The organism is Xanthobacter sp. 126, from assembly GCF_000526175.1.
Taxonomy (GTDB): domain Bacteria; phylum Pseudomonadota; class Alphaproteobacteria; order Rhizobiales; family Xanthobacteraceae; genus Xanthobacter; species Xanthobacter aminoxidans.
Genome location: NZ_JAFO01000001.1, coordinates 927,441 through 949,162, shown reverse-complemented (window position 1 = coordinate 949,162; position 21,722 = coordinate 927,441). Strand labels below are relative to the sequence as shown.

23 protein-coding genes, 1 tRNA gene and 2 pseudogenes are annotated in these 21,722 nt (G+C 66.6%); 16 read left to right on the top strand and 10 right to left on the bottom strand.

Going from position 1 to position 21,722, the window contains the following annotated elements; translation table 11 throughout:
- Positions 1-114 precede the first annotated feature (114 nt).
- Positions 115-1,317, bottom strand: a complete 1,203-nt coding sequence (locus XAN126_RS0104440) for an ABC transporter substrate-binding protein (protein WP_024277399.1) — start codon at positions 1,315-1,317, stop codon at positions 115-117.
- Positions 1,318-1,391: 74 nt separating this feature from the next.
- On the bottom strand, positions 1,392-2,123 hold the full coding sequence (locus XAN126_RS0104435) for an enoyl-CoA hydratase/isomerase family protein (protein WP_024277398.1): 732 nt from the start codon (positions 2,121-2,123) through the stop codon (positions 1,392-1,394).
- A 123-nt stretch (positions 2,124-2,246) separates the two neighbouring features.
- On the opposite strand from XAN126_RS0104435, the gene XAN126_RS0104430 reads away from it, so the two are divergent.
- Together XAN126_RS0104430 and XAN126_RS0104425 are read left to right on the top strand one after the other, a co-directional pair.
- Positions 2,247-3,854 (top strand): AMP-binding protein, encoded by a 1,608-nt coding sequence (locus XAN126_RS0104430; RefSeq protein WP_024277397.1) that lies wholly within the window; start codon positions 2,247-2,249, stop codon positions 3,852-3,854.
- 17 nt (positions 3,855-3,871) lie between these two features.
- Positions 3,872-5,029 (top strand): iron-containing alcohol dehydrogenase, encoded by a 1,158-nt coding sequence (locus tag XAN126_RS0104425; RefSeq protein ID WP_024277396.1) that lies wholly within the window; start codon positions 3,872-3,874, stop codon positions 5,027-5,029.
- Positions 5,030-5,385: 356 nt separating this feature from the next.
- Here XAN126_RS0104425 and XAN126_RS27535 read toward each other — a convergent pair whose 3' ends face one another.
- Positions 5,386-5,949: a Spy/CpxP family protein refolding chaperone gene (locus XAN126_RS27535; protein ID WP_081762515.1), complete on the bottom strand. Its 564-nt coding sequence runs from the start codon at positions 5,947-5,949 to the stop codon at positions 5,386-5,388.
- Between the two features lie 282 nt (positions 5,950-6,231).
- Between XAN126_RS27535 and XAN126_RS0104415 the strand changes: the two genes are divergently transcribed.
- From XAN126_RS0104415 to XAN126_RS0104365, 12 genes and pseudogenes are all read left to right on the top strand, one after another.
- Complete coding sequence (locus tag XAN126_RS0104415) at positions 6,232-6,531, top strand: metalloregulator ArsR/SmtB family transcription factor (RefSeq protein WP_024277394.1); 300 nt, start codon at positions 6,232-6,234, stop codon at positions 6,529-6,531.
- Positions 6,528-7,592: a permease gene (locus XAN126_RS0104410; protein ID WP_024277393.1), complete on the top strand. Its 1,065-nt coding sequence runs from the start codon at positions 6,528-6,530 to the stop codon at positions 7,590-7,592. Before XAN126_RS0104415 ends, XAN126_RS0104410 begins: the two co-directional genes overlap by 4 nt.
- A gap of 19 nt (positions 7,593-7,611) precedes the next feature.
- Positions 7,612-7,848, top strand: a complete 237-nt coding sequence (locus XAN126_RS0104405; RefSeq protein WP_024277392.1) for a thioredoxin family protein — start codon at positions 7,612-7,614, stop codon at positions 7,846-7,848.
- A gap of 235 nt (positions 7,849-8,083) precedes the next feature.
- Positions 8,084-8,446 (top strand): metalloregulator ArsR/SmtB family transcription factor, encoded by a 363-nt coding sequence (locus tag XAN126_RS0104400; protein WP_024277391.1) that lies wholly within the window; start codon positions 8,084-8,086, stop codon positions 8,444-8,446.
- Positions 8,439-8,978, top strand: coding sequence for an arsenate reductase ArsC (locus tag XAN126_RS0104395; protein ID WP_024277390.1), 540 nt, complete (start codon positions 8,439-8,441; stop codon positions 8,976-8,978). The genes XAN126_RS0104400 and XAN126_RS0104395 overlap by 8 nt, the downstream gene beginning before the upstream one ends.
- Positions 8,979-8,987: 9 nt before the next feature.
- Complete coding sequence (arsC, locus tag XAN126_RS0104390) at positions 8,988-9,410, top strand: arsenate reductase (glutaredoxin) (protein ID WP_024277389.1); 423 nt, start codon at positions 8,988-8,990, stop codon at positions 9,408-9,410.
- A 15-nt stretch (positions 9,411-9,425) separates the two neighbouring features.
- Positions 9,426-10,478 carry an ACR3 family arsenite efflux transporter gene (gene arsB / locus XAN126_RS0104385; protein WP_024277388.1) on the top strand — a complete coding sequence of 351 codons (1,053 nt, stop codon included), beginning with the start codon at positions 9,426-9,428 and terminating at the stop codon, positions 10,476-10,478.
- A gap of 58 nt (positions 10,479-10,536) precedes the next feature.
- On the top strand, positions 10,537-10,857 hold the full coding sequence (locus tag XAN126_RS0104380; RefSeq protein ID WP_024277387.1) for a metalloregulator ArsR/SmtB family transcription factor: 321 nt from the start codon (positions 10,537-10,539) through the stop codon (positions 10,855-10,857).
- Positions 10,858-10,910: 53 nt separating this feature from the next.
- Positions 10,911-11,051, top strand: a pseudogene (locus XAN126_RS28885) (FAD-dependent oxidoreductase); the annotation flags it as partial.
- Positions 11,052-11,131: 80 nt separating this feature from the next.
- Positions 11,132-11,521 carry a hypothetical protein gene (locus XAN126_RS28880; protein ID WP_245272408.1) on the top strand — a complete coding sequence of 130 codons (390 nt, stop codon included), beginning with the start codon at positions 11,132-11,134 and terminating at the stop codon, positions 11,519-11,521.
- Positions 11,514-11,861, top strand: a complete 348-nt coding sequence (locus XAN126_RS0104370) for a hypothetical protein (RefSeq protein WP_024277385.1) — start codon at positions 11,514-11,516, stop codon at positions 11,859-11,861. The genes XAN126_RS28880 and XAN126_RS0104370 overlap by 8 nt, the downstream gene beginning before the upstream one ends.
- A 772-nt stretch (positions 11,862-12,633) precedes the next feature.
- Positions 12,634-13,065, top strand: a complete 432-nt coding sequence (locus XAN126_RS0104365) for a hypothetical protein (RefSeq protein ID WP_081762797.1) — start codon at positions 12,634-12,636, stop codon at positions 13,063-13,065.
- A 931-nt stretch (positions 13,066-13,996) separates the two neighbouring features.
- Here the strand turns inward: XAN126_RS0104365 and XAN126_RS0104360 are convergent.
- From XAN126_RS0104360 to XAN126_RS0104335, 7 genes and pseudogenes are all read right to left on the bottom strand, one after another.
- A tRNA-Ser gene (locus XAN126_RS0104360) sits at positions 13,997-14,086 on the bottom strand.
- 411 nt (positions 14,087-14,497) lie between these two features.
- Complete coding sequence (gene dapD / locus XAN126_RS0104355) at positions 14,498-15,355, bottom strand: 2,3,4,5-tetrahydropyridine-2,6-dicarboxylate N-succinyltransferase (protein ID WP_024277383.1); 858 nt, start codon at positions 15,353-15,355, stop codon at positions 14,498-14,500.
- A 69-nt stretch (positions 15,356-15,424) separates the two neighbouring features.
- Positions 15,425-17,032, bottom strand: a complete 1,608-nt coding sequence (locus tag XAN126_RS0104350; RefSeq protein ID WP_024277382.1) for a peptide chain release factor 3 — start codon at positions 17,030-17,032, stop codon at positions 15,425-15,427.
- A 231-nt stretch (positions 17,033-17,263) separates the two neighbouring features.
- Positions 17,264-18,178: pseudogene (locus tag XAN126_RS28875) on the bottom strand (autotransporter outer membrane beta-barrel domain-containing protein).
- A 218-nt stretch (positions 18,179-18,396) separates the two neighbouring features.
- Positions 18,397-18,996, bottom strand: coding sequence for an SGNH/GDSL hydrolase family protein (locus tag XAN126_RS29235; protein WP_024277379.1), 600 nt, complete (start codon positions 18,994-18,996; stop codon positions 18,397-18,399).
- Positions 18,993-19,175, bottom strand: coding sequence for a hypothetical protein (locus XAN126_RS26810; protein WP_024277378.1), 183 nt, complete (start codon positions 19,173-19,175; stop codon positions 18,993-18,995). The genes XAN126_RS29235 and XAN126_RS26810 overlap by 4 nt, the downstream gene beginning before the upstream one ends.
- A 234-nt stretch (positions 19,176-19,409) precedes the next feature.
- Positions 19,410-20,372, bottom strand: a complete 963-nt coding sequence (locus XAN126_RS0104335) for a YafY family protein (protein WP_024277377.1) — start codon at positions 20,370-20,372, stop codon at positions 19,410-19,412.
- A gap of 87 nt (positions 20,373-20,459) precedes the next feature.
- Between XAN126_RS0104335 and XAN126_RS0104330 the strand changes: the two genes are divergently transcribed.
- Together XAN126_RS0104330 and XAN126_RS0104325 are read left to right on the top strand one after the other, a co-directional pair.
- Complete coding sequence (locus XAN126_RS0104330) at positions 20,460-21,116, top strand: glutathione S-transferase family protein (protein WP_024277376.1); 657 nt, start codon at positions 20,460-20,462, stop codon at positions 21,114-21,116.
- A 129-nt stretch (positions 21,117-21,245) separates the two neighbouring features.
- On the top strand, positions 21,246-21,701 hold the full coding sequence (locus XAN126_RS0104325) for a hypothetical protein (protein WP_024277375.1): 456 nt from the start codon (positions 21,246-21,248) through the stop codon (positions 21,699-21,701).
- The last annotated feature ends 21 nt before the right edge of the window (positions 21,702-21,722 follow it).

Below are 21,722 nucleotides of genomic sequence, written 5' to 3'. Positions count from 1 at the left end.
CTCACTGAACACGGGGAGGCCGCGACGGCCTCCCCGGTCCTGCACGAAGTCCATTTCTCTTGCGCCGGCATCCAGGGGCTGCGGGCGCCCGACCCGTTCCGTCCGGAGAGCCCCTCAGCCCTTCACCAGCGGGCAGGCGCTCTCCTCGATGGGGCGGAACGCTTCCTTTCCGGGGATGGTGCGCAGAACCTTGTAATAGTCCCACGGCCCCTTGGAGTCCTTCGGCGCCTTCACCTCCACGAGGTACATGTCGTGCACGAGGCGACCGTCCTTGCGCAGATAGGCGTTGCGGGCGAAGAAATCGTTGATGGGGGCCTCGCGCAGCTTGGCCATCACCTGCGATCCGGTGACGGTGCCGGCCGCCTCGGCGGCCTTCAGGAAATTCGTCACCGCCGAATAGACGCCCGCATGCACCATGGTGGGCATGCGGCCGTTCATGCGCTGCGCATACCGCTTCGACCAGGCACGCGTCGCGTCGTCATAGTCCCAGTAGAAGCCGGTGGTCAGCGTCAGGCCCTTGGCGATGTCGAGCCCGACCGCATGCACGTCGGTGAGGAACAGCAGCATCCCGGCGATGCGCTGGCCACCCTGGGTGATGCCGAATTCCTGCGCCTGCTTCAGCGCCGTCATGGTGTCGCCGGAGGAATTGGCCAGCGCCACCACCTTGGCGCCGGAGGCCTGCGCCTTCAGCAGGTAGGAGGAGAAATCCGAGGTCTCGCGCGGGTGCCGCACGCTGCCCACCACGGTGCCGCCCGCCGCCTTCACGGCCTCGCTCGTGTCCTTCTCCAGCGCGTGGCCGAAGGTGTAGTCCACGGTGATGAAGAACCAGCTCTTGCCGCCGTCCTGCGTCATGGCACGGCCGGTGCCGTTGGCGAGGGCATAGGTGTCCCACGTCCAGTGGGCGGTGGAGGGCGAGCACGCCTTGCCCGTCAGCTCCGAGGAACCCGCGGTGGAGACGAGGAATGCGGTGTCGGTGTTGCGCGTCACCTCCTGCACCGCCATGGCGACCGAAGACGTCGGCACATCGATGATGGCCTTCACGCTCTGCTGGTCGATCCAGCCGCGCGCCAGGCTGGCGCCCACGTCCGGCTTGTTCTGGTGGTCGCCGACGATGACCTCGACGTCACGGCCGAGCAGCTTGCCGCCGAAATCCTCCACCGCCATCTTCGCCGCAGCGACGGAACCGGGACCGGCGAGGTCCGCGTTCATGCCGGACATGTCCGTGAGCACGCCGAGACGCCAGGTCTCCGCAGCCGCCGGACCGCCGGACAGGACGAGCGCCGCCAGAGCGGCGCGGCCGAAAAATCCGCGCGTCATCAGATATCCTCCCTTGGGTGCTTTTGGGGACGCGGCGGTTTGAGCCCGCCGTCGTTGCTTGACGGGACGACCCGTTAGCTGGTCGCCTCCGAAACCAGCCTGGACAGCAGGAACTGGTCGGCCTCGTAGGCCGCGGCCCAGTTGCCACCCGCCGAGCCATCAAGCGCGCGCTTGGTCATGGCGAGGGCGAGGGGTGGGCAGGCCGCAATCTCGCCGGCCCACGCCCGCGCGGCGTCGAGTGCGCCGCCCTGCGGTGCGCTCCTGTCGGCAAGGCCCATCGCCACCGCCTCGGCGGCGGAGACGGTCTCGTCGCAGAAGAGGAGCCGCTTGGCGCGGGCTGGCCCCACCAGAGCGGAGAGCAGCGGCAGGCCGCCCCAGCCCAGCGTCATGCCGAGGCGCACCTCCGGGAAACGGAAGAAGGCGCCGTCCGCCAGAACCCGGAAGTCGGCCGCCAGCGCCAGGATCGCACCGCCGCCGATGGCCGGCCCCTCCACCGCGGCGATCACCGCCTGCGGCAGGCGACGCCAGCGCTCGGACATGCGTCCGCCTGCGGCCATGGCATGATGGCGCGCTGCGATGGCGTCATCCGGCCGCCAAAGGGCGTCGTCCTTGAGGTCCACCCCCGCGGAGAACCGGGTGGGCGTGCCGGCAAGCACCACGACCCGCACCGTCGTGTCCGCCTCCAGCTCGGCCGCGGCGGCCGTGAGCGCCTCGATGGCGGCAAGGCTCAGCGCATTGGCCTTGCCGCCGCGGTCGTAGCGCACGACGGCGATGGCGCCGGCCCGCTCGATCTCCACGATTTTCATGGCGCTGCAGGCCCTCCGAACAGCCCGTCCTTTACATACTACTGAGTATGTTGCATAAGGATTGGGCCTTTGCAACAGGCTCCAAGCGCGTCACGAATACGCCGGCCAAGGGAGAGGACGAGGATGAGCGAGCGGGAAGCAGCGCTGTCGCGCGACCATGCGGTGCTGCGCGCCATGCTTGAGCGCCGCGCGGCGGAGCGACCGCAGGCGCCCTTCGTGCAATTCTGGCCGGGGCCTGCCGAAACCTGCACCTGGAGCTATGCGGAGGCGCTCGCCCGCGTGCGTCGGCGCGCGGCCACGCTCGTCCGCCATGGCGTCCGGAGGGGCGACCATGTGCTCTGCTTCATGGGCAACGGGCCCGAGCTGCTGGCCACCTGGTTCGCCATCAACTACCTCGGCGCCGTCTACGTGCCCCTCAATACTGCGAGCCGCGGCCGGCCGCTGGAGCATATCCTGAACGATGCCGACGCCCCGCTGATGATCGCGGAGGCAGGTCTTCTGCCCCGACTGCGGGAGGTGGCGCCGGGCAAGCTCTCCGTCGTCCTCACGGTGGCGGGCGTGCCTGAGCCGGTGCCGGGCCTCGATGTCGTGGCCCTGGAGGACCGGGACGATTTCGCGCCCGCCGATCTCGACCTCGACCGCCCCATCGAGCCGTGGGATACCCAGGCCATCATGTACACCTCGGGCACGACGGGGAGCCCGAAGGGCGTGATCTCGTCCTACACCCAGCTCTACACCATGGGCCCCGACGCGTTCGCCGTGGCGGACGACGAGCGTTGCCTGATCTGCGGCCCCATCTTCCACTGCGGATCGACGCTCTACGTCTACGCCCAGCTCGCGCGCGGCCTTTCCATCGGCATGATGCGGGAGTTCCGCACCCAGGACTTCTGGCCCGCCGTACGCGAGACCGGATCCACCTACGTGCTGCTGCTTGGCGTGATGGCGAGCTTCCTCCTGAAGGCCCCGCCGGCCGCGACCGACCGTGACCATCCCCTGCGCCGCGCCTTCATCACGCCCTTCGGCGAGGATGGTCCCGCCTTCGCCGAACGCTTCGGCGTCGAGGCCTGGACCATCTACAACATGACCGAGATCGCGAGCCCCCTCCACGCCGGCCCCGGCATCACCGAAAAGGGCATCGCCGGCCAGCCCCGCCCCTGGTTCGAACTGCGCATCGTCGATGAGCACGACCTCGAGGTGCCGGAGGGGGCGACCGGCGAGCTCGTCATCCGCGCCCACCGGCCGTGGGCCCTGATGAAGGGCTACTACAACAATCCCGCGGCCACCGCCGAGGCGATGCGCAACGGCTGGTTCCACACCGGCGACGGCTTCCGCCGAACCGCCGACGGCAACTTCTTCTTCGTCGACCGGCTGAAGGACGTCATCCGCCGCCGCGGCGAGAACATCTCCTCCTTCGCGCTGGAAGCCGAGGTGCGCACCCATCCAGCCGTGAAGGAATGCGCCGCAGTGGCCGTGCCCAGCGCTCTCAGCGAGGACGAGGTTCTGGTGGTGGTAACTCCGGTGGAAGGCGCGGCTCTCGACGCCGAGGACCTCATCCGCTTCCTGGCCGCCGGCATCCCGCACTACATGGTGCCGCGCTATATCCGGCAGGTGGAAGCGCTGCCCAAGACCGCAAGCGGCAAGGTGCAGAAGCACGAGTTGCGCGCCGCCGGCGTCACCTCCGACACCTTCGACCGGGAAGCCGCGGGCATCCGCATCGGCCGCGGCTCCTGACGGCGGAAAGGCAGACCATGGCAGGCTTCGTCTTCAACACCACGCGCTCCATCGTGCTTGAGCCCGGCGCCGCGCGCCGGATCGCAGATCTGGCCGGCCCGCTGCTCGGCCCGCGCGTCGTTCTCGTCACCGACAAGAGCCTGCGCGCGGCCGGGCTTGTCGCTCCCGCCCTCGCCTCCCTCGCTGCCGCCAGGATCGCGGTCGCCATTTTCGACGATGTGGTGGCGGACCCGCCGGAGGCGAACGTCGCCGCCCTGACCAACCTCGTCGCTGCGCACCGGGCGAGCGGCCTTCTTGCCATCGGCGGCGGATCGCCGATGGACGTGGCGAAGGTGGCGGCACTGATCGCCGGCAGCGGCGAAGCGCTCGCAGACATCTACGGCGTTAACCGCGCCCGCGGGCCGCGTTTGCCGCTGGTACTGGTGCCCACCACCGCCGGAACCGGCTCGGAAGTCACGCCCATTTCCATCATCACCACGGGCGCGGCCACGAAGATGGGCGTCGTGACGCCGCATCTGCTGCCCGACATGGCGATCCTCGACGCCGAGTTGACCCTGAGCCTGCCTCCGGCGGTGACGGCCGCCACCGGCATTGACGCCATGGTTCACGCCATCGAGGCCTACACCTCCGCCTCACCGAACAACAATCCGCTGTCGCGCACACTCGCCCGGCAGGCCTTGGGGCTGCTTGGCGGCGCCATCCGCATCGCCACCTTCGACGGAGCGAATATCGCGGCGCGCAGCGATATGCTGCTCGGCTCGCTTCTCGCCGGGCAGGCGTTCGCCAATTCCCCGGTCGCCGCGGTGCATGCGCTCGCCTATCCCATTGGCGGGCATTTCCATGTGCCGCATGGATTGTCCAATGCGCTGGTGCTGGCCCCGGTGCTGCGCTTCAACATGCCCGCCGCCGCCACGCTCTACGGCGAGATCGCCGCGGACGCCTTCCCAGAGCTGGCCGACGTGCCTGCGACGGAGCGGGCCGCCGCGTTTGCCACGGCATTGGCGGACCTGAGCCGCGCCCTCGACCTGCCCCCGGGGCTCGCCGCCGTCGGCATCACCCGCAACGACTTGCCGCTTCTGGCTGCGGAGGCGATGAAGCAGACGCGCCTGCTGGTGAACAACCCGCGCCCGGTCACCGAGGCGGACGCTCTCGCCATTTACGAAGCCGCGCTGTAGACGCGTGGACAGCGCCTTCGGCCCGCCCGACGAGATTGACGGCGCCTTCGATGTCGCTGTGGCCGTCGAGACGCCGCGCGAGCGCGCGACCGTGATACGCGTAGCTCTCGACCGCCCCCTTTCGACGTCGACCTGCTCAGTCTCGCACGGCATGAAGCGCTGCAATCGGGCGACACCGCCCGCGTGCGCGATGCGTCGTCAAAGCTCATGCGCCTGTGCCCTAACGACAAAGAACTCGCCCGCATTCAGAAACTCTGACGTGAGCCCCTTTTCTCCTCCGGTTCAGGAGCGAGACCGCCGGTTGTTTTGTGGCCCGGGCGGGCACCCGCCCGGGCCGGCGTCGCGTCTCGTCAGGCTCACATCATGCATCCCATGCCGGTGAGCAGATCGTTGGCCTTCTTCTTCTGGTCATCGCTGAGCGCGGCGTAGAGGTTGCTTAGCGGCTGCTTCATATCCTTGAGAGCAGCGGCGCGGGCTTCCATCACCGAGATGCGGGACTCAAGACGATCCATCGGCGTGTCCGCGTCAAAGCTGGCGCGCATGGCCTGGCGCAGGCCCTGCATGCTGATGAAATTGTTCTTCATCGCCGCCACATAGGCGTCCCACACCTTGGCCTGCGCATCGGTGACGCCGAGCTCGGCCTTCAGGAAGGCGACACGCCCCTCGATGAAGGCGGGCAACTGGCCGTCGGCATCACCCGTCATCCAGCCTCCGCAGCCACCCATCATACTCCGAGCCGAGCGATGGAAACCGGGGCCCCACCCTCCCTGGCCGGGCCCCATATAGCCCTCACCCTGGCCCATCATGCCCGGACCAGAGCCGGGCCCACCGCCCATCTGGGCGCTCGCCGGCACAGCGGACAATGCCGCGGCCAGCGTGAGCGCTGCGAACCGCGCAACGGAAACGGATTTGATCTTCATGACGCTCTCCCTACCTCGGGGCGGACAGGTCCGCCCCTCCGAACTGCGCCGGGGGCGAGCCCGAACACCTTAGGCCGCGCCTGCGCCTTCCTGCCGGATCGATCAGGCGCGGCACCACACTCGCGATGCACGGCGGACGGCTTCCCCGTCCTCCCGCGCGAGGCAGGGCGGCGGGTTGTCGGACCCGAGACGGTCGTCCTAGATGCCCGAAACCTCCGCGCCACCGACAATGACATCATTTATGCGCTTGCACGCATATGCGCATGAGCGTAAATGGAAGCCATGGACTCTGCGCTCACCCTTCTGTCGGCCCTGGCCGAACCCACCCGCCTCGCGGCGGTCCAACTCCTGTGGGACGGGCGCGAGCATTGTGTATGCGAGCTTGTGCGCGTCCTCGGCGTCACCCAATCCCGCATGTCGCGCCATATGGCGGTGCTCAAGCAGGCCGGCATGGTGATCGACCGGCGGGATGCCCAATGGGTGCGCTACCGTCGCAACCCCGAATTACCGGCCGAGCAGGCCGCCATAATCGGTGCTGTTCTCAACAGCCTGAATGCTTCGTCCGATAGGAGAGCAGCATGAGCGCTGACCTGTCATTGACCGAGCGCAAGCCGCCGCCTGGGGCATCGCCTTTGGCCTGGGCTGCGGCAACGGTCGCGGCGATCGCGATCTGGTTCGTGGTCTATGCCCAGCTGGCGCCGTTCTCCCAATGGCTGGTGGCCCGCCTGCCGGTGGAGCCCGGCAGCCATCTGGCCGAAGCTGTCGAATTTTTCGTCTACGACACGCCCAAGGTGCTGATGCTGCTGACGCTGGTGGTGTTCGCCATGGGCGTGGTGCGCAGCTTCTTCTCCGCCGAGCGCACGCGTGCGCTGCTCGCCGGACGGCGCGAGGGGCTCGGCAATGTCGCCGCCGCCGGTCTCGGCATCGTCACGCCCTTCTGCTCCTGCTCGGCGGTGCCCCTGTTCGTCGGCTTCGTCTCCGCCGGCGTCCCCCTCGGTGTCACCTTTTCCTTCCTCATCGCCGCGCCCATGGTCAACGAAGTGGCGCTGGGCCTGCTGTTCGCGCTCGTGGGCTGGAAGGTGGCGCTCACCTATCTGGCCTTCGGCCTTGGGGTGGCCATCGTCGCCGGCTGGGTCATCGGTCGGCTGCATCTGGAGGGCTGGCTGGAAGACTGGGTGCGTAACGTGCGCGCGGCTCCCGTCGATCTGCCGCCGAACGGCATGACGCTGGTGGATCGCATCAGGGCCGGCCTCGAGGCGGTGCGCGACATCGTCGGCAAGGTGTGGATGTGGATCATCGCGGGCATCGCGGCGGGCGCCTTTATTCACGGCTACGTGCCAGCGGACCTCCTCGCCTCCATCATGGGACGGGACGCGTGGTGGTCGGTGCCGGCCGCGGTCCTGCTGGGCATTCCCATGTATTCCAACGCCGCGGGCATCATCCCGGTGGTCGAGGCTCTGCTGGCCAAGGGGGCTGCGCTGGGCACCGTGCTCGCCTTCATGATGGCGGTAATCGCTTTGTCGCTGCCGGAAATGATCATCCTGCGCAAAGTCTTGAGCCTGAAGCTGATCGCCGTGTTCATCGGCGTGGTCGCCACCGGCATCCTCGCCGTGGGTTTCCTGTTCAACGCGCTGTTTTCTTGAAACCGGAAAGGCTGAAGTCATGAAAGACGTGAAAGTGCTCGGCCCCGGCTGCTCGCGCTGTGAGGCGACGGCGCAGATGGTGCGAGACGCGGCGGCCAAACTCGGGCTCGATGTCACGGTGGAAAAGGTCACCGACTATGCGGTGATCGCCGGCTACGGCATCGCCTCGACCCCAGGCATCGTCATCGACGGCAAGGTGGTACATGCCGGTGGACTCCCGAAGCCGGACGACGTCGCCCGCTGGCTCGCCGCTTGAGTGCGGCAACGCTTGCGCGGATGTTTTCAACCCGGCGGCGCTCTGGCGACGAGACGGATTTCGGCCGCACCTCCTTTAGGCTCTGCTACCGTCTTTACGGAGGCATGTGCTGTCGCAGTGATCGATCGGGAGTGCGACGCCGCCTCGGCACAAAACACTGATCGCTAAAACCAAGGTTGCCGTTCTCGGAGAGTCGCGCTATCTAATATCTCAATAAATCTTGAAATATTGACTCATGGATGAATCGAGCGCCCTCTCCGCCTTCGCCGCGCTTTCTCAGGAAACCCGTCTCCGCGTGGTGCGCCTTCTGGTGCAGGCCGGTCCGGAGGGGTTACCTGCGGGCGCCATCGGCGAGGCCATGGATGGCGCTTCCTCTTCCCGCATGTCCTTCCACCTGAACCATCTGGAGCAGGCCGGGCTGGTGCGCTCGCGGCGGGACGGGCGATCCATCATCTACAGCGCCGTCTACCCGGCCCTCTCGGACCTCGTGGCGTTCCTGATGCGCGATTGCTGCAACGGGCATCCCGAGGTCTGCGCCCCAGCCGTTGCCGCCTTGTCCTGCGCCTGCGAACCCAAGACTGAGGACACCCATGCCTGACACGAGCTCCGACCACGTGTTCAACGTGCTGTTCCTGTGCACCGGCAATTCCGCCCGCTCGATCCTCGCGGAAAGCATCCTGGCGAAGGACGGGGCCGGCCGCTTCCGTTCCTTCTCGGCCGGGAGCGCACCCAAGGGCGAGGTGAACCCGCTCGCGATCCGCACGCTGAATGCCTTCGGCTATCCGACCTATGGCTTTCGCTCCAAGAGCTGGCTCGAATTCGCCGAGCCGAACGCGCCGGTGATGGATTTCGTCTTCACCGTCTGTGACAACGCGGCCGGCGAAGCCTGTCCCATCTGGCCCGGACAGCCCATGACCGCACATTGGGGCATCGAAGACCCCGCCGCGGTGGAGGGCAGCGGCATCGTCCGGGAAGCGGCCTTCAACGCCGCCTTCCGCTATCTCAAGAACCGCATCTCGGTGTTCACGGCGCTGCCGATCACCAAGCTCGACCGCCTCGCCCTCGGCACCAGGCTGCGCGAGATCGGCCGCCTCGAAGGTGGCACTGATCCGCGTTCCGACGTGGCCTGAGGTGCGGCCATGGACGTCATCATCTATCACAACCCGGATTGCGGCACCTCGCGCAACACGCTGGCGATGATCCGGAATGCCGGGATCGAGCCGCATGTGATCGAATACCTGAAGACGCCGCCGTCGCGCGCCTTGCTTAAGCAGCTCATCGCGCGCGCCGGACTGTCCGTGCGGGACGCCTTGCGCGAGAAGGGCACGCCGTATGCGGAACTCGGGCTGGGCGATCCCACCCATTCCGACGACACCCTGCTCGACGCCATGATGGCCCATCCCATCCTCATCAACCGTCCTTTCGTGGTCTCGCCTTTGGGTGTGCGCCTGTGCCGTCCGTCCGAACGGGTGCTCGATCTGCTGCCGCAGCAGCAGGGCGCCTTCACCAAGGAGGATGGCGAGCGCGTGGTGGACGAGGCCGGCCGGCGCATCGCCGGCTGAGTACGGAGATCAGCAATGTCCCTGTTTGAGCGGTATCTCACCGTGTGGGTCGGTTTGTGCATCGTTGCGGGCGTTGTCCTCGGGCATTTGGCGCCATCGGTGTTCCACGCCATCGGCGCCGTCGAAATCGCGCAGGTGAACCTGCCGGTAGCGGTGCTGATCTGGCTGATGATCGTGCCCATGCTGCTGAAGATCGATTTCGCCGCCCTCGGCGAGGTCGGCCGGCACTGGCGCGGCATCGGCGTGACGCTGTTCGTCAACTGGGCGGTGAAGCCCTTCTCCATGGCGCTGCTCGGCTGGCTGTTCATCGGCTGGCTGTTCCGGCCTCTGCTGCCGGCGGACCAGATCGACAGCTACATCGCCGGTCTGATCATCCTCGCGGCGGCGCCCTGCACCGCCATGGTGTTCGTGTGGTCGAACCTCACCAAGGGGGAGCCGCATTTCACGCTGTCGCAGGTGGCGCTGAACGATGCCATCATGGTGGTCGCCTTCGCGCCCATCGTCGCCTTGCTGCTGGGCCTCTCCGCCATCACGGTGCCTTGGGGCACGCTGGTGCTGTCCGTGGTGCTCTACATCGTCATTCCGGTCATCGTCGCCCAATTGCTGCGCCGCCGGCTGCTGGCCCAAGGCGGGCAGGCGGCGCTGGACGGGGTACTCGCGCGTCTCGGACCGCTCTCGCTCGTGGCACTTCTGGCGACGCTGGTGCTGCTCTTCGGCTTCCAGGGCGAGGCGATCATCGCCCAGCCGCTCGTCATCGCACTGCTGGCGGTGCCGATCCTGATCCAGGTCTATTTCAACGCCGGCCTCGCTTATTTGCTGAACCGCGCAACAGGCGAGTCGCACTGCGTCGCCGGGCCCTCGGCACTGATCGGGGCGTCGAACTTCTTCGAACTGGCCGTGGCCGCGGCCATCTCACTGTTCGGCTTCACCTCGGGAGCGGCGCTCGCCACGGTGGTGGGCGTGCTGATCGAGGTGCCCGTGATGCTCTCGGTGGTGTGGATCGTGAACCGCTCCAAGGGCTGGTACGAGCGGACGGCGGAGGCAGGGAGAATCCGGCCGGCCGACTAATTCGACAATGCTCGAAAGAGCCATTGACCGGCAGATCGGCGGGTCCTAGGTTAATTCCATGAATATCGAATTAGCCGCCAAGCAGCTTGAGGCGCTTGGAAATCCGACGAGGCTCAAGGTCTATCGGACGGTCGTCCGCGCAGGGCGTGGCGGCCTCCCGGTCAATCAGGTGCAGGAGCGCGTTGGCATTCCCGCATCGACCCTCTCGCATCATCTGCAGCGGCTGGTCCTGAACGGCCTGATCTCTCAGGAACGGCACGCGACGACTCTGATCTGTCGGGCCGTCTACCCTGCGATGAATGCATTGATCGGCTTTCTCGCAGATGAATGCTGCGCCGATGAAGGCTGCGTCGCCGAGGCATCCGAAAGGGCCGTCTGAACGGCCTTTTCTTGCTCATTTATTCTAAGATTCTAGAATAACGGGAGGTCTAAATGCAGAGCTTGCCGGTTGCCGTCATCGGAGGGGGCCCCATTGGGCTCGCTGCAGCGGCCCATCTCATCGAACGGGGCATCGCGGTCAGGGTCTACGAGGCTGGCGATGCCGTTGCGACCAACATTCGCGATTGGGGCCATGTGCATCTGTTCTCGCCGTGGCGCTACAATATCGATCCTGTGAGCCGGATGCTCCTGGTAGGCACATGCTGGCGCGACCCATGCGTGAGCCCCGCACCCTTTCCCGCCGCGGCGTCCTGCTCGGTACTGCCGCGCTTTCCATCGGCGTCACGGTGGCGGGGGCTTCGGCCGTCGCTGCGCATGATCCCGTATTCGCGGTCATCGCGGCCCACGCTGCCGCTCGGGCTCGCCTGAACGAAATGGACAGCACGGATGCCGGCTGGGATGCCGCGCTCGACGAGGAAGGCGCCTTGTGGGATGCCTTCTGCGCCTGCCGCCCAGCGACGCCCGGCGGGCTCGCGGCCTATGCCGCTCACGCTGCGGTATACCCCGATCTGGAGGTGTTGACCGGTCGCTACGGCCCCGCGCAGATCATCACCAACATGTCGGCCGCGCTGCGCTCGCTCGCCGTGGGAGGCGCCCATGTCTGAGCACCTCCCCAGCCGCCGGGGCCTCCTTGCAGGAGCCGCAGCGGTCGCGCTTCTCGGCCCGGCCCCTGCCCGAGCTGCCGACCCGCTCGTGGCTCTCATCGCGGACTATCGCGCCGAGTGTGAACAGCTCAACGCGACCGTGGGCGACATCCCGGACGACGCGCCCATGCCGATCTGGCACGCGATCAACGAAGGCCGCATCCCGGCCGCCACAAGCAAGGCGGGGGCGATTGTTGCCCTAAAGCTGGCGGTGGAGATGTGTGAGGACTTCGACGGCGCCGATGCCGTGCCGAACCTCATGCAGGCGGCCCTGAGCTTTCTGGAAGGAGCCACAGCATGACCCGCCGCACATCGTCCGGCCGCCCTGGCCGCGCCCTCGCCACTGCGCGGCAGCTTCCGGACAGCCTGAGCCAGCGCCGACTGAGAAACGACCGAAGGCCCGAAGGCAGATCGTAACCTTATGCCAGTTGAGCGATTCTCATAACGAATTCAAGAGCGGTATCGGACACGCCGGGTTGTTGTGAAAAATATAGTAAAATAGAACGCACACCATAATGGCGGATATGAACGCCTGCATTATGCAGGATTCAGACGCTATCCTGTTTGAGTCCAACTTTTTGATTTCATCTCTATTTATAAATGAGAAATATTTACGTACGAAATCAGGCTCTTTCCATTCATTTATAATTTCGAATCTAAAATACATTTTGTAATAGTGGTAAGATAGGAATGAAAGTGAAAAAATACAAAACAATATAAAGCCGGGCCTATCAAAGCTGTGGCCAATGCATCCAGTCGCGAAGGATATAAGCAGGCCAACAACGCAAAGAACGAGCAAACAAAATATGAATATGCCGCAAAATAGCAAAATCCTCTTCGCGGCATCGTCCGACTGCTTTCCAGGCATCGCCACGCTCGCTCTCGAGTGCAATCCAATGAACGTGTCCCGTACAATAAGGAACCATCGCTTCCCAAGTGGGCCTCATTTGAGCACTCTCCGCCCAAGAAACCAAGGAAGCGCGTGGTGGAGCCTTCTCCGCAGGCAGGAGCGAACAAAAACTCACTCTGTGTCAGCCGTCCAATTTGAGCACCAGCCCGAGCTGCGCGCCCTGATGATCCTGCCGACGCTCCCGCCGGGTCACATGACGTTCCCGGTGGAGGACGATGTCTTCCACCCGCACCTGCGCCGCGGCGAGTTGGCCGTGGTGGACCTCGCCGACCACCAGCCGGCGCAGGGCGAGCTGTTCCTGATCGCGTACCGTGATCCACGGATCGAGTGCGGCCGCACCTTTGCCCTGTGCCAGATGGTGGGGCGGCCCCGCTATCGACGGCCCGGCGGCGGGTGGGTGCAGCAGGCGGAGCCCGGCGCCGAGCCCGCGACATGTTGGATGGCCCGGCATTGGATCCCGCCGGCCGATCCGCGGGACCGCGAGGCCGCCCTGCGATCAGGCCGCTTCGGCACCAGCGAAGGCCCGTTCAACACCGAGCACGCGGCCGAGAAATTGATGGGGCGCGTCGTGGGGGTGTGGACGCCGGGGCGGTAGCGTGGAAGCGGGATGCAGGTTGATGAAGCACACGCTACCGCGTGGGCATTCCCCCGAATTTATCCTCACGAAAGGACGCAGCATTAAAATGAGCGTCTGAGGCCCGGCTCGAGGAACGGCTATGCGATTGTCGATAGAAGGCCCAACCGGCCTGATTTTCCAGATGGACGATGAGGCGGCGCTCGCCCCCAAGGATGAGGAAGAGCGCCGCCTCGTCTTTCAGGCGCTCGTAAGCGCGATGGAAGTGCTGGCCGGCATTACGCGGCGACCGTCATCTGCCTCCACGGGAGACGATCAGGGCTCACGCCCTGGAGCCAACGGACAATGTCCGGAGGACCGAAGGTCTGGTGACGTTGTGCTCCTAGCAGTGCGACGCGACAACCAAGCTCGCGAGACCACCAGGCTATCAACCCCTCCCGCTCCGACGGGCTGTTGATGACGTGATCCTTAACCGCGACGACCGCGAACGTCTGACCTTGCTCGCGGACGACTGCGACATTCCATACTGGCATGTTTCAAGTCCTTTGAAGCCAGCAGGGATTGACATGCATCGCGAACAGAGACACGTTCCGCTCGTGATCACACGTTTCCGCCCTGACCGGCGGTGACAACCCAAGGCCGGCACGTCTAGTCCACGTGTCGGCCTTTCCTTTTGCGAATCGGCAAAAGGATGTCCCAGCATCAACCACATCTTCACTTCCGGTCAAGCTGGGGCGCGCGCGGCCGTTCACACTGTGTTCGGTTTTTGTCCCGCTGGTGGACGAAGTCATTATGGCCCGCAGCCTGGCCCCTCCCCGCGCGCTCTCGGCAAATCCCGCTTGTGTCCACCAGGGACCACCACGAGCTAACGCACGCGCTGGGGCAGATGCTGGGGCACGAATTCGCGCCGCATCAAATATCGCTGTATTTTCAGATGCTTAGTTGTTGAAACTGGCGGAGAGAGAGGGATTCGAACCCTCGATACGGTTTCCCGTATACACGCGTTCCAGGCGTGCGCCTTCAACCACTCGGCCACCTCTCCAGCCGCATGCGCAGGGCGCACGCAGAACTTCACACAGAGACGACCGCCGAAGGCGATCTGTGCGCCTCCAAACACTCGGCCATCTCTTCAGCCACATGTACCGAGGCACACGCGGAACACGGGGGCTACGATCTTGCGGCGGGCTGGTTGAAGGCCCGCAATCCCGTCGCCCCTGTTTCCAGCCATCGCCGCAGGGGCGTGGCCGGGTCTCGCCGGTCGTCTCCAAGATGGCTCGGGGAAGGGAGCGTGCCGCGAGGGCGTCGCATCCAGGCGAGGCGGCGGAATATAGCGGCTCGGCCTTGGTTGGCAAGCCGGAATCTCCGCATTGCCAACAGGTCGCATTCCTCGCCCCGCGGCGCCGGCACGCCACCGGGGAAACCCCTCCGCAGCCCCTCCCCGGCCGGCGCGATCTCAATCGCGCAGGAGGTCGTTGATGGAGGTCTTGGAGCGGGTCTGCGCGTCCACGCGCTTCACGATCACCGCGCAATAGAGCGAGGGGCCGGGCGTACCGTCGGGCAGCGGCTTGCCGGGGAGCGCGCCGGGCACCACCACTGAATAGGCCGGCACCTCGCCGATGAACACTTCGCCCGTCTGCCGGTCGATGATCTTGGTGGAGGCGGAGATGAACACACCCATGGAGAGCACGGAGCCGCGCCGCACCACCACGCCCTCCACCACCTCGGAGCGGGCGCCGATGAAGCAGTCGTCCTCGATGATCACCGGGCCGGCCTGGAGCGGCTCCAGCACGCCGCCGATGCCGACGCCGCCGGAGAGATGCACGTTCTTGCCGATCTGCGCGCAGGAGCCGACGGTGGCCCAGGTGTCCACCATGGTGCCCTCGCCCACATGGGCGCCGAGATTCACGAAGGAGGGCATCAGCACCACGTTGGGGGCGATGAAGGCGGAGCGGCGCACGATGGCGCCGGGCACGGCGCGGAAGCCGGCGGCGCGGAACTCGGCCTCGCCCCAGGTGGCGAACTTGGAGGGCACCTTGTCCCACCAGTGGGCGCCGCCGGGACCGCCGGGAATGGCTTCCATGTCGTTGAGGCGGAAGGAGAGCAGAACGGCCTTCTTGAGCCATTGGTTCACCGTCCAGGCGCCGTTGGCGCCCTGCTCGGCGACGCGGGCGGCGCCGCTGTCGAGGAGGGTCAGGGCCTCGTTCACCGCGTCGCGCACGGTGCCGGTGGTGGAAAAGCCGATCTCGGCGCGCTTCTCGAAGGCGTCGTCGATGATGGTGGAAAGCTCGGCAAGGCGGGCGGCGTCGGCCATCGGGTCCTCCAGTTGGGCGGCATCAGGGACCGCGTCCAGCGCGCCCCGGCTCAGGTCAGAAAAAAGGGATCAGGCGCGTTCTTTGACGGCCACGAACTTCAGCTTGGGGTATTCCTCGATGGCGCGGTCCAGCACCCACTGGCTGCGGGCGAGATAGACCGGCGCCTCGTCGCGATCACGCGCGGTGGAGGAGCGGTTGAGTTCCAGGAAGCGGTCCACCTCGGCCCGCTCGCCGACGATCCAGCGGGCGGTGACGAAGGAGGTGGTCTCGTAGCGGATGGGCACGCCGTATTCCTTCTCCAGCCGCGCGGCGAGCACGTCGAGCTGGAGGGTGCCCACCACGCCGACGATGGGCGCGGGATCGGAGACGGGCTTCAAGACCTGCACGACGCCCTCTTCCGCCATGTCCTGCAGCGCCTTCTGCAGCTGCTTGGCCTTCATGGGGTCGGAGAGCAGCACGCGGCGCAGGATTTCCGGGGCGAAGTCCGGCAGGCCCTCGAACTTGATGCTCTCGCCCTCGGAGAGGGTGTCGCCCACGCGCAGCATGCCGTGGTTGGGGATGCCGATGATGTCGCCGGCCACCGCCTCATCCACCGTCTCGCGCTCCTGAGCGAAGAAGAAGATGGGGTTGGCGATGGCCATGTTGCGCTTCTCGCGCGGGTTGAACAGCTTCATGCCGCGCTTGAAGCGGCCGGAGCACAGGCGCACGAAGGCCACGCGGTCCCGGTGGTTCGGGTCCATGTTGGCCTGCACCTTGAAGACGAAGCCGGAGACGAGATCCTCGGCCGGCTCCACGGTGCGGTCGCCGGCGGCGGAACGCGGCAGCGGGCTGGGGCCGACGGAGCCGAGGCCGAACAGCAGTTCGGCCACGCCCGCCTCCTTCAGCGCCGAGCCGAAATAGACCGGCGAGAGATGGCCCTCGCGGAAGGCCGCAAGATCGAACGGCGGCAGCACGCCCAGCGCCAGGGTCAGGCTCTCCACCGCCTCGTTGAGGATGCGCTCCTCCACGCCGTCGAGGCCGATGAGGTCCTCCGGCGTCTCGAACGGCACCTCACGCACCAGCGGGCCGCCGCGCTCGGTGGCGAGCAGCGCGCGCTTGTTGGCGATGTCGATGAGGCCGCGGAAATCCACGCCCATGCCGATGGGCCAGGTGAGCGGGGTGAGGTCGAGGGCGAGGGTGGAGGAGACCTCGTCCATCAGCGCGATGGGGTCGAGGCTTTCCCGGTCCACCTTGTTGACGAAGGTGAAGATGGGAATGTCGCGCAGGCGACAGACCTCGAACAGCTTGCGGGTCTGGCTCTCGATGCCCTTGGCGGCGTCGATCACCATCACCGCCGCGTCCACGGCCGAGAGGGTGCGGTAGGTGTCTTCCGAGAAGTCCGAATGGCCGGGCGTGTCGAGCAGGTTGAAGACGATGCCGTCGCGCTCGAACGTCATCACCGAGGAGGTGACGGAAATGCCGCGCTGCTGCTCGATCTCCATCCAGTCGGACCGGGTGCGGCGGCGCTCGCCGCGCGCCTTCACGTGGCCCGCCATGCGGATGGCGCCGGAGGCAAGCAGCAGCTTTTCCGTCAGCGTGGTCTTGCCGGCGTCCGGATGGGAGATGATGGCGAAGGTGCGCCGGCGGGCAAAATCGGGCAGGTCCGCGAGGGCGGCGTTGGGCGTCTGGTCGAGCATGGGCGCCTTATAAGGGCAAATCGCGCGCCATGAAATGCCGTGTTGAAACGGCATCGGGGCGCGGCACCGCGCCCCGCACCCCGATCCCGCAAGGATGGCCCCGGCGGGGCCACAGAGCACGCGCCGATCAGATTGCGATGCAATCTGATCGGATCACGCGTTCTCTTGGTTGAGTTTAGAGGGCGATTCACCGGGCGGATCGATTCAATCCGCCCGGATCGCGCTCTAGCCTCAGAACTTGTAGACGATGCCGCCGTTCACATAGGCGCTGGACACCTGATCCTGGCCGAGCTGTTCACCCACGGTGAAATTGCACGACAGGCCGTTGGCCGCCTCCACCGTGAGGCCCGCCGCGAGGTTGGTCCACGCGCGGCCGGGCTGGTAGACCGGCATGGCGAAGGTGACGGGGGCGGTGAGAAGGCCGGCAGTGACGGAGCGGTCCTGGTTCAGGAAGTCGTAGTTCCAGCTCGCCTGCACATTGGGGCGGATGGTGAGGCCGGACACCACGAAGGCATAGCTCGCCTGCCCGCCGAGGGTCACGTAGAACAGTTCGCGCAGCTGGTTGCCGAACGACATGGCGCTGGAATTGCCGGCGGTCTCCGCATAGCCATCCACCGTCGCCTGCTGGTAGGTGAGCTGCGCCAGCGGCGTGAGCGTCGCCTAGCCGAAGGTGAAGTCGTAGCCGGTGGCGAGGCGGGCGCCATAATAGATGCCGCTGGTATTGCCCATGTCGGTGCGCAGCGCCGCGCCGAGCGCGAACTGGCGCTGGATCGAGTTGTAGTCGATGGAGCCCATGGTGCCGGAGAGCTGGGCGAAGGCGCCGCCGAAGCGGGCATTGGCGTAGATCGTGCCGTTGAACATGTCGGCGTCGTAGCCGCCGCTGAGCACGCTGAAATTGTAGCTGCCGCTGGCGTAGCTCAGCAAGACGCCGACGCTGATGCCGTTGCCGAAGCCGTATTCCAGGCCCACATAGCCGGCCGTGGCGCTGCCGTCCGAGCCGGAATGGTCGCGGGTCGGGTCGAGGCTGTAGGTGCTGTAATCGATGTTGGTATAGAGCTGGAAACCCTTGGGCGTGCCCGTGCCGATGCGGGTGTCGAGGGTGCGGTAGATGCCGCGGCCCACATAGATCGGGCTTTCCGCCAGCATGCCGATGAGGCCGGGCGCATCGATGATGGACTCGATGTATTCCGCCAGCAGGGCGTGGCCGGCGGGAGTCGGATGCACGATGTCGGCGAAGAGGTAGTCGTTCTGGGCATTCGGCGCCACGAGGGTGCTGGCGGTGCAGGTGAGTGAGAACAGCTGGGTGCAGGCCTTGCTGGTCACATTGGTGAAGCCGTACATGGCCGGATTGGCGATGACCTCGTTCAGCAGCGCAAAATCATCCACGAAGATGATGTTCGAGCCGCCGAGCCGGCGCAGGTCCTGGTTGAGGGTGGTGTTGTAGGTGGTGACGGCCTCGGAGAAGAAACGGCCTCGGAGAAGAAGGCGGCGTCGCCGAGGATGCCGGTGACGGGTGCCTTGGAGATGTCAGGCAGATTCGGAACGATGATGTAGCGGGCTCCGGCGCGGGACAGAGTGGCGATATTGGCCACATGCTGGTCGGCGGCGGTAGCCACGTTGGCGATGGCCTGCTCCTTGGTCTCGGCCCCGCCGTTCCACAGGATTGCCTGGCTGAACACGTCGTTGGCGCCCGCCCACATGGAATAAAGCGCGTTGGGGTTGGCCACGCCGCCGGTGGACGCAAGGTAGGTCTGGAGCTGCTGCGTCTCGCCCAGGGTGTTGCTCGGATAGACGACGCACTTGGGAATATTGTAGCCCGAATCCACACAGGCGCCGCCCTGGGCGTAATTGGTGCCGCCCACCACCGTGCTGGTGCCACTCACCGTGTCGATGGCGAGATAGGGCGAGACGTCGATCCCGTAATGCTCGCCCACCCGCATGTCCCAGACCTTGCCGGGGTTCACCGTGAACCCCGCACCGACTGGGGCTGGCCGTCGACGACCACGTAATAGGTTCCCGCGTCGCTCAGGCTGTCGCCGAACACGTAGAAGTTCGAGAATTCGTGCGCCTGGGCGGTCTCCAGGGCCCCGAACGAGACGGATGAAAGCAAAGCGGCAAGGGCAATCGACGAACGCGAAATCATGCTGTTTCCCCCCAAGGCAGCCCCTTGGAAGGGCGATGGTCCCCTGTCAGACTGTGAGGAGATACCGCCCGATCCCGCCGCAAAAGGACCACGGCCAAGGTCGTGTTTCCACCGGGCAGAGCTTCCGCTTGTTCAATTTCGGCGATGTGATGCCGTACCATAACACCTCCCACATCGGAAGGCCGTCGACGCGCGCGGACGCGCAGGCTCAGCCGGCGAAAGCCTGCGCCGCGCTCAGGGCGGGTAGATCCGCCCCATCTTCTCCACCGTCTCCCTGATGCGCGCCCGCAGCTCCGGCGGCTCCAGCACCTCCGCCTCGGTGCCGAAGCGCATCAGCTCGCTGGATGCCTCCCACAGCGAGCCGACGCGCAGGGTGACCACCCGATGGCCCTCGGCGTCCGGCTCCCCCACCACCATGCCTGCCCGCGAGACGGCGGAGGTGACATGCTCCAGCAGGCGCAGGCCGAGGGGCGAGAGGCGCACCGTCGCCCGGTTCGGGTACATCTCCTCTTCCAGCCGCCTTGTGCTCTCGCCCCACCAGGCGGCGAGGTCGAAGCCGGGCGGCGGCTCGAATCGCTCTGCCAGCGGCTCAAGCTCCCGGATGCGGCTGATGCGATAGGTCCGCACGCTGGCGTCCACCGCGCCGACGAGGTACCAGGCGCCGCTTTTCAGCACCATGCCCAAGGGCGCGACGCGCCGGCGCTTCTCGGCCCGCCACGACTGGTAGCGGATCTCGATGACATGCTGCTCCCACGCCGCCGCCGCGACGGCCTGGAGGAAGGGCGGCTCTTCCGGCGCATGGAACCAGCCGGGCGCATCGAGGTGGAAGCGCGTGCGCATCAGGGCTGCGGCGCTGCGCAGGTTGGCGGGCAGGCCCGCCGTCACCTTGGTCTGTGCCGCCGCGAGCACGGCGCCGAGGCCCAGCGCGGTGGCCGCCCCGCCAAGGCCGGAGAGGAACAGGGCCTGCGCCTCCTGCGCGGAAAGCCCGTTCAGCCGCGTGCGATAGCCTTCCAGCAGCCGATAGCCGCCGCCCGCGCCGCGCTCGGCATAGACCGGCACGCCCGCCGCGCTCAAAGCGTCGATGTCGCGATAGATGGTGCGCAGCGACACCTCGCATTCCTCCGCGAGGGCCTGGGCGGTGACCGCACCGCGGGCCTGGAGGACCATGAGGATCGACAGGAGGCGGCTGGCGCGCATGGAAAGAGTGCTAGCAAACCTGACAGAAGGTGTCAGCCTTGGCCGGTTAGAGGGGTGTCGTCACACGTGCTGACGACAGGAGCCTCCATGACCGCCGACGACACCGTCACCCTGTTCTTCTCGCCCAACACACGCGCCTCCTGCGCGCTCACCCTCATCGAGGAGCTGGGCGCGCCCTATCGCCTCCATGTGCTGAACATGAAGGCCGGCGAGCAGCGCCAGCCGCCCTATCTCGCCATCAACCCCATGGGGAAGGTGCCGGCCATCCTGCACCGGGGCGAGCTGGTCACCGAGCAGGTGGCGATCTTCATCCATCTCGCCGACGCTTTCCCCGAGGCCGGTTTCGCGCCGGCTTTGGGCGCGCCGGGTCGTGGGCCGTACCTGCGCTGGCTGGTCTATTACGCGGCCTGCTACGAGCCCGCCCTCGCGGACCGCGCGCTGAAGCGCGACCCCGGCCCGGCCTCCATGTCGCCCTATGGCGACTTCGACACCATGCTCGACACCGTGGCGCGCGAGCTGGCCTCGAAGCCCTATCTGCTGGGCGACAGCTGCACGGCGGCCGACATTCTCTGGGGCAACGCCTTCCATTGGGGCGTGATGTTCAAGCTGGTGCCGGAGACGCCCGTGATCGCCGATTATGTCAGGCGCATCACCGGCCGGCCGGCGGCGCTCAAGGTGGCGGAGCTGGACTCACGGCTTGCCGCCGAGCATCAGGCGGCGGTGGACGCCGCAACGCCGGGCTGAGCGGCCGGCTCCCTCCCCTGCGAAAGGCGCCTTTGCAAAAGGGCGGAAATCGCTCCAGAACGGACTGCAAGAACAGCCGGGCATCGCATCGGACGGTGGCGGCGCGAGCGACAAGGGCGGGAGGATCGCATGGATCACAGGACGGACCACAGACGCGTCGCGGGGTCCGCGCCGCAAGCGCTCCGCCGCCCCCTCCGCAAGGCCGCCCTCGCGGCGGTGCTGCTCCTGGCCGGAGCGGCGCCGGCGCTGGCGTTAATGTCGCCGCAGGTCTACGCGTCCGCCCGCGACGGGGCGAAGAGCGTCATCGTTCTGGAGGTGGAGGCGGTCACCATCACGCCGCGCGCGTTCGGCACCTGCGGGGTGACGGGAACGGTGAAGCTGGTGGAGCGCGGCACGGCCTACTCGGTCGGGCAGAAGGTGACGCTCGACATTCCCTGCGCCCGCCCCAACGCTTTGCCGCCGCTGGGCGGCACCATCTACCAGGAGACCGACAGGCTGCAGACCTCCAAATTCGGCCGCGCCTATCTCGACGCCGACGGCAAGCTGGTGCTCTCACAATATGAGCGGCTGGAGGCGCTGCCCTGAGGGGCACCAGCCAAGCGTCGC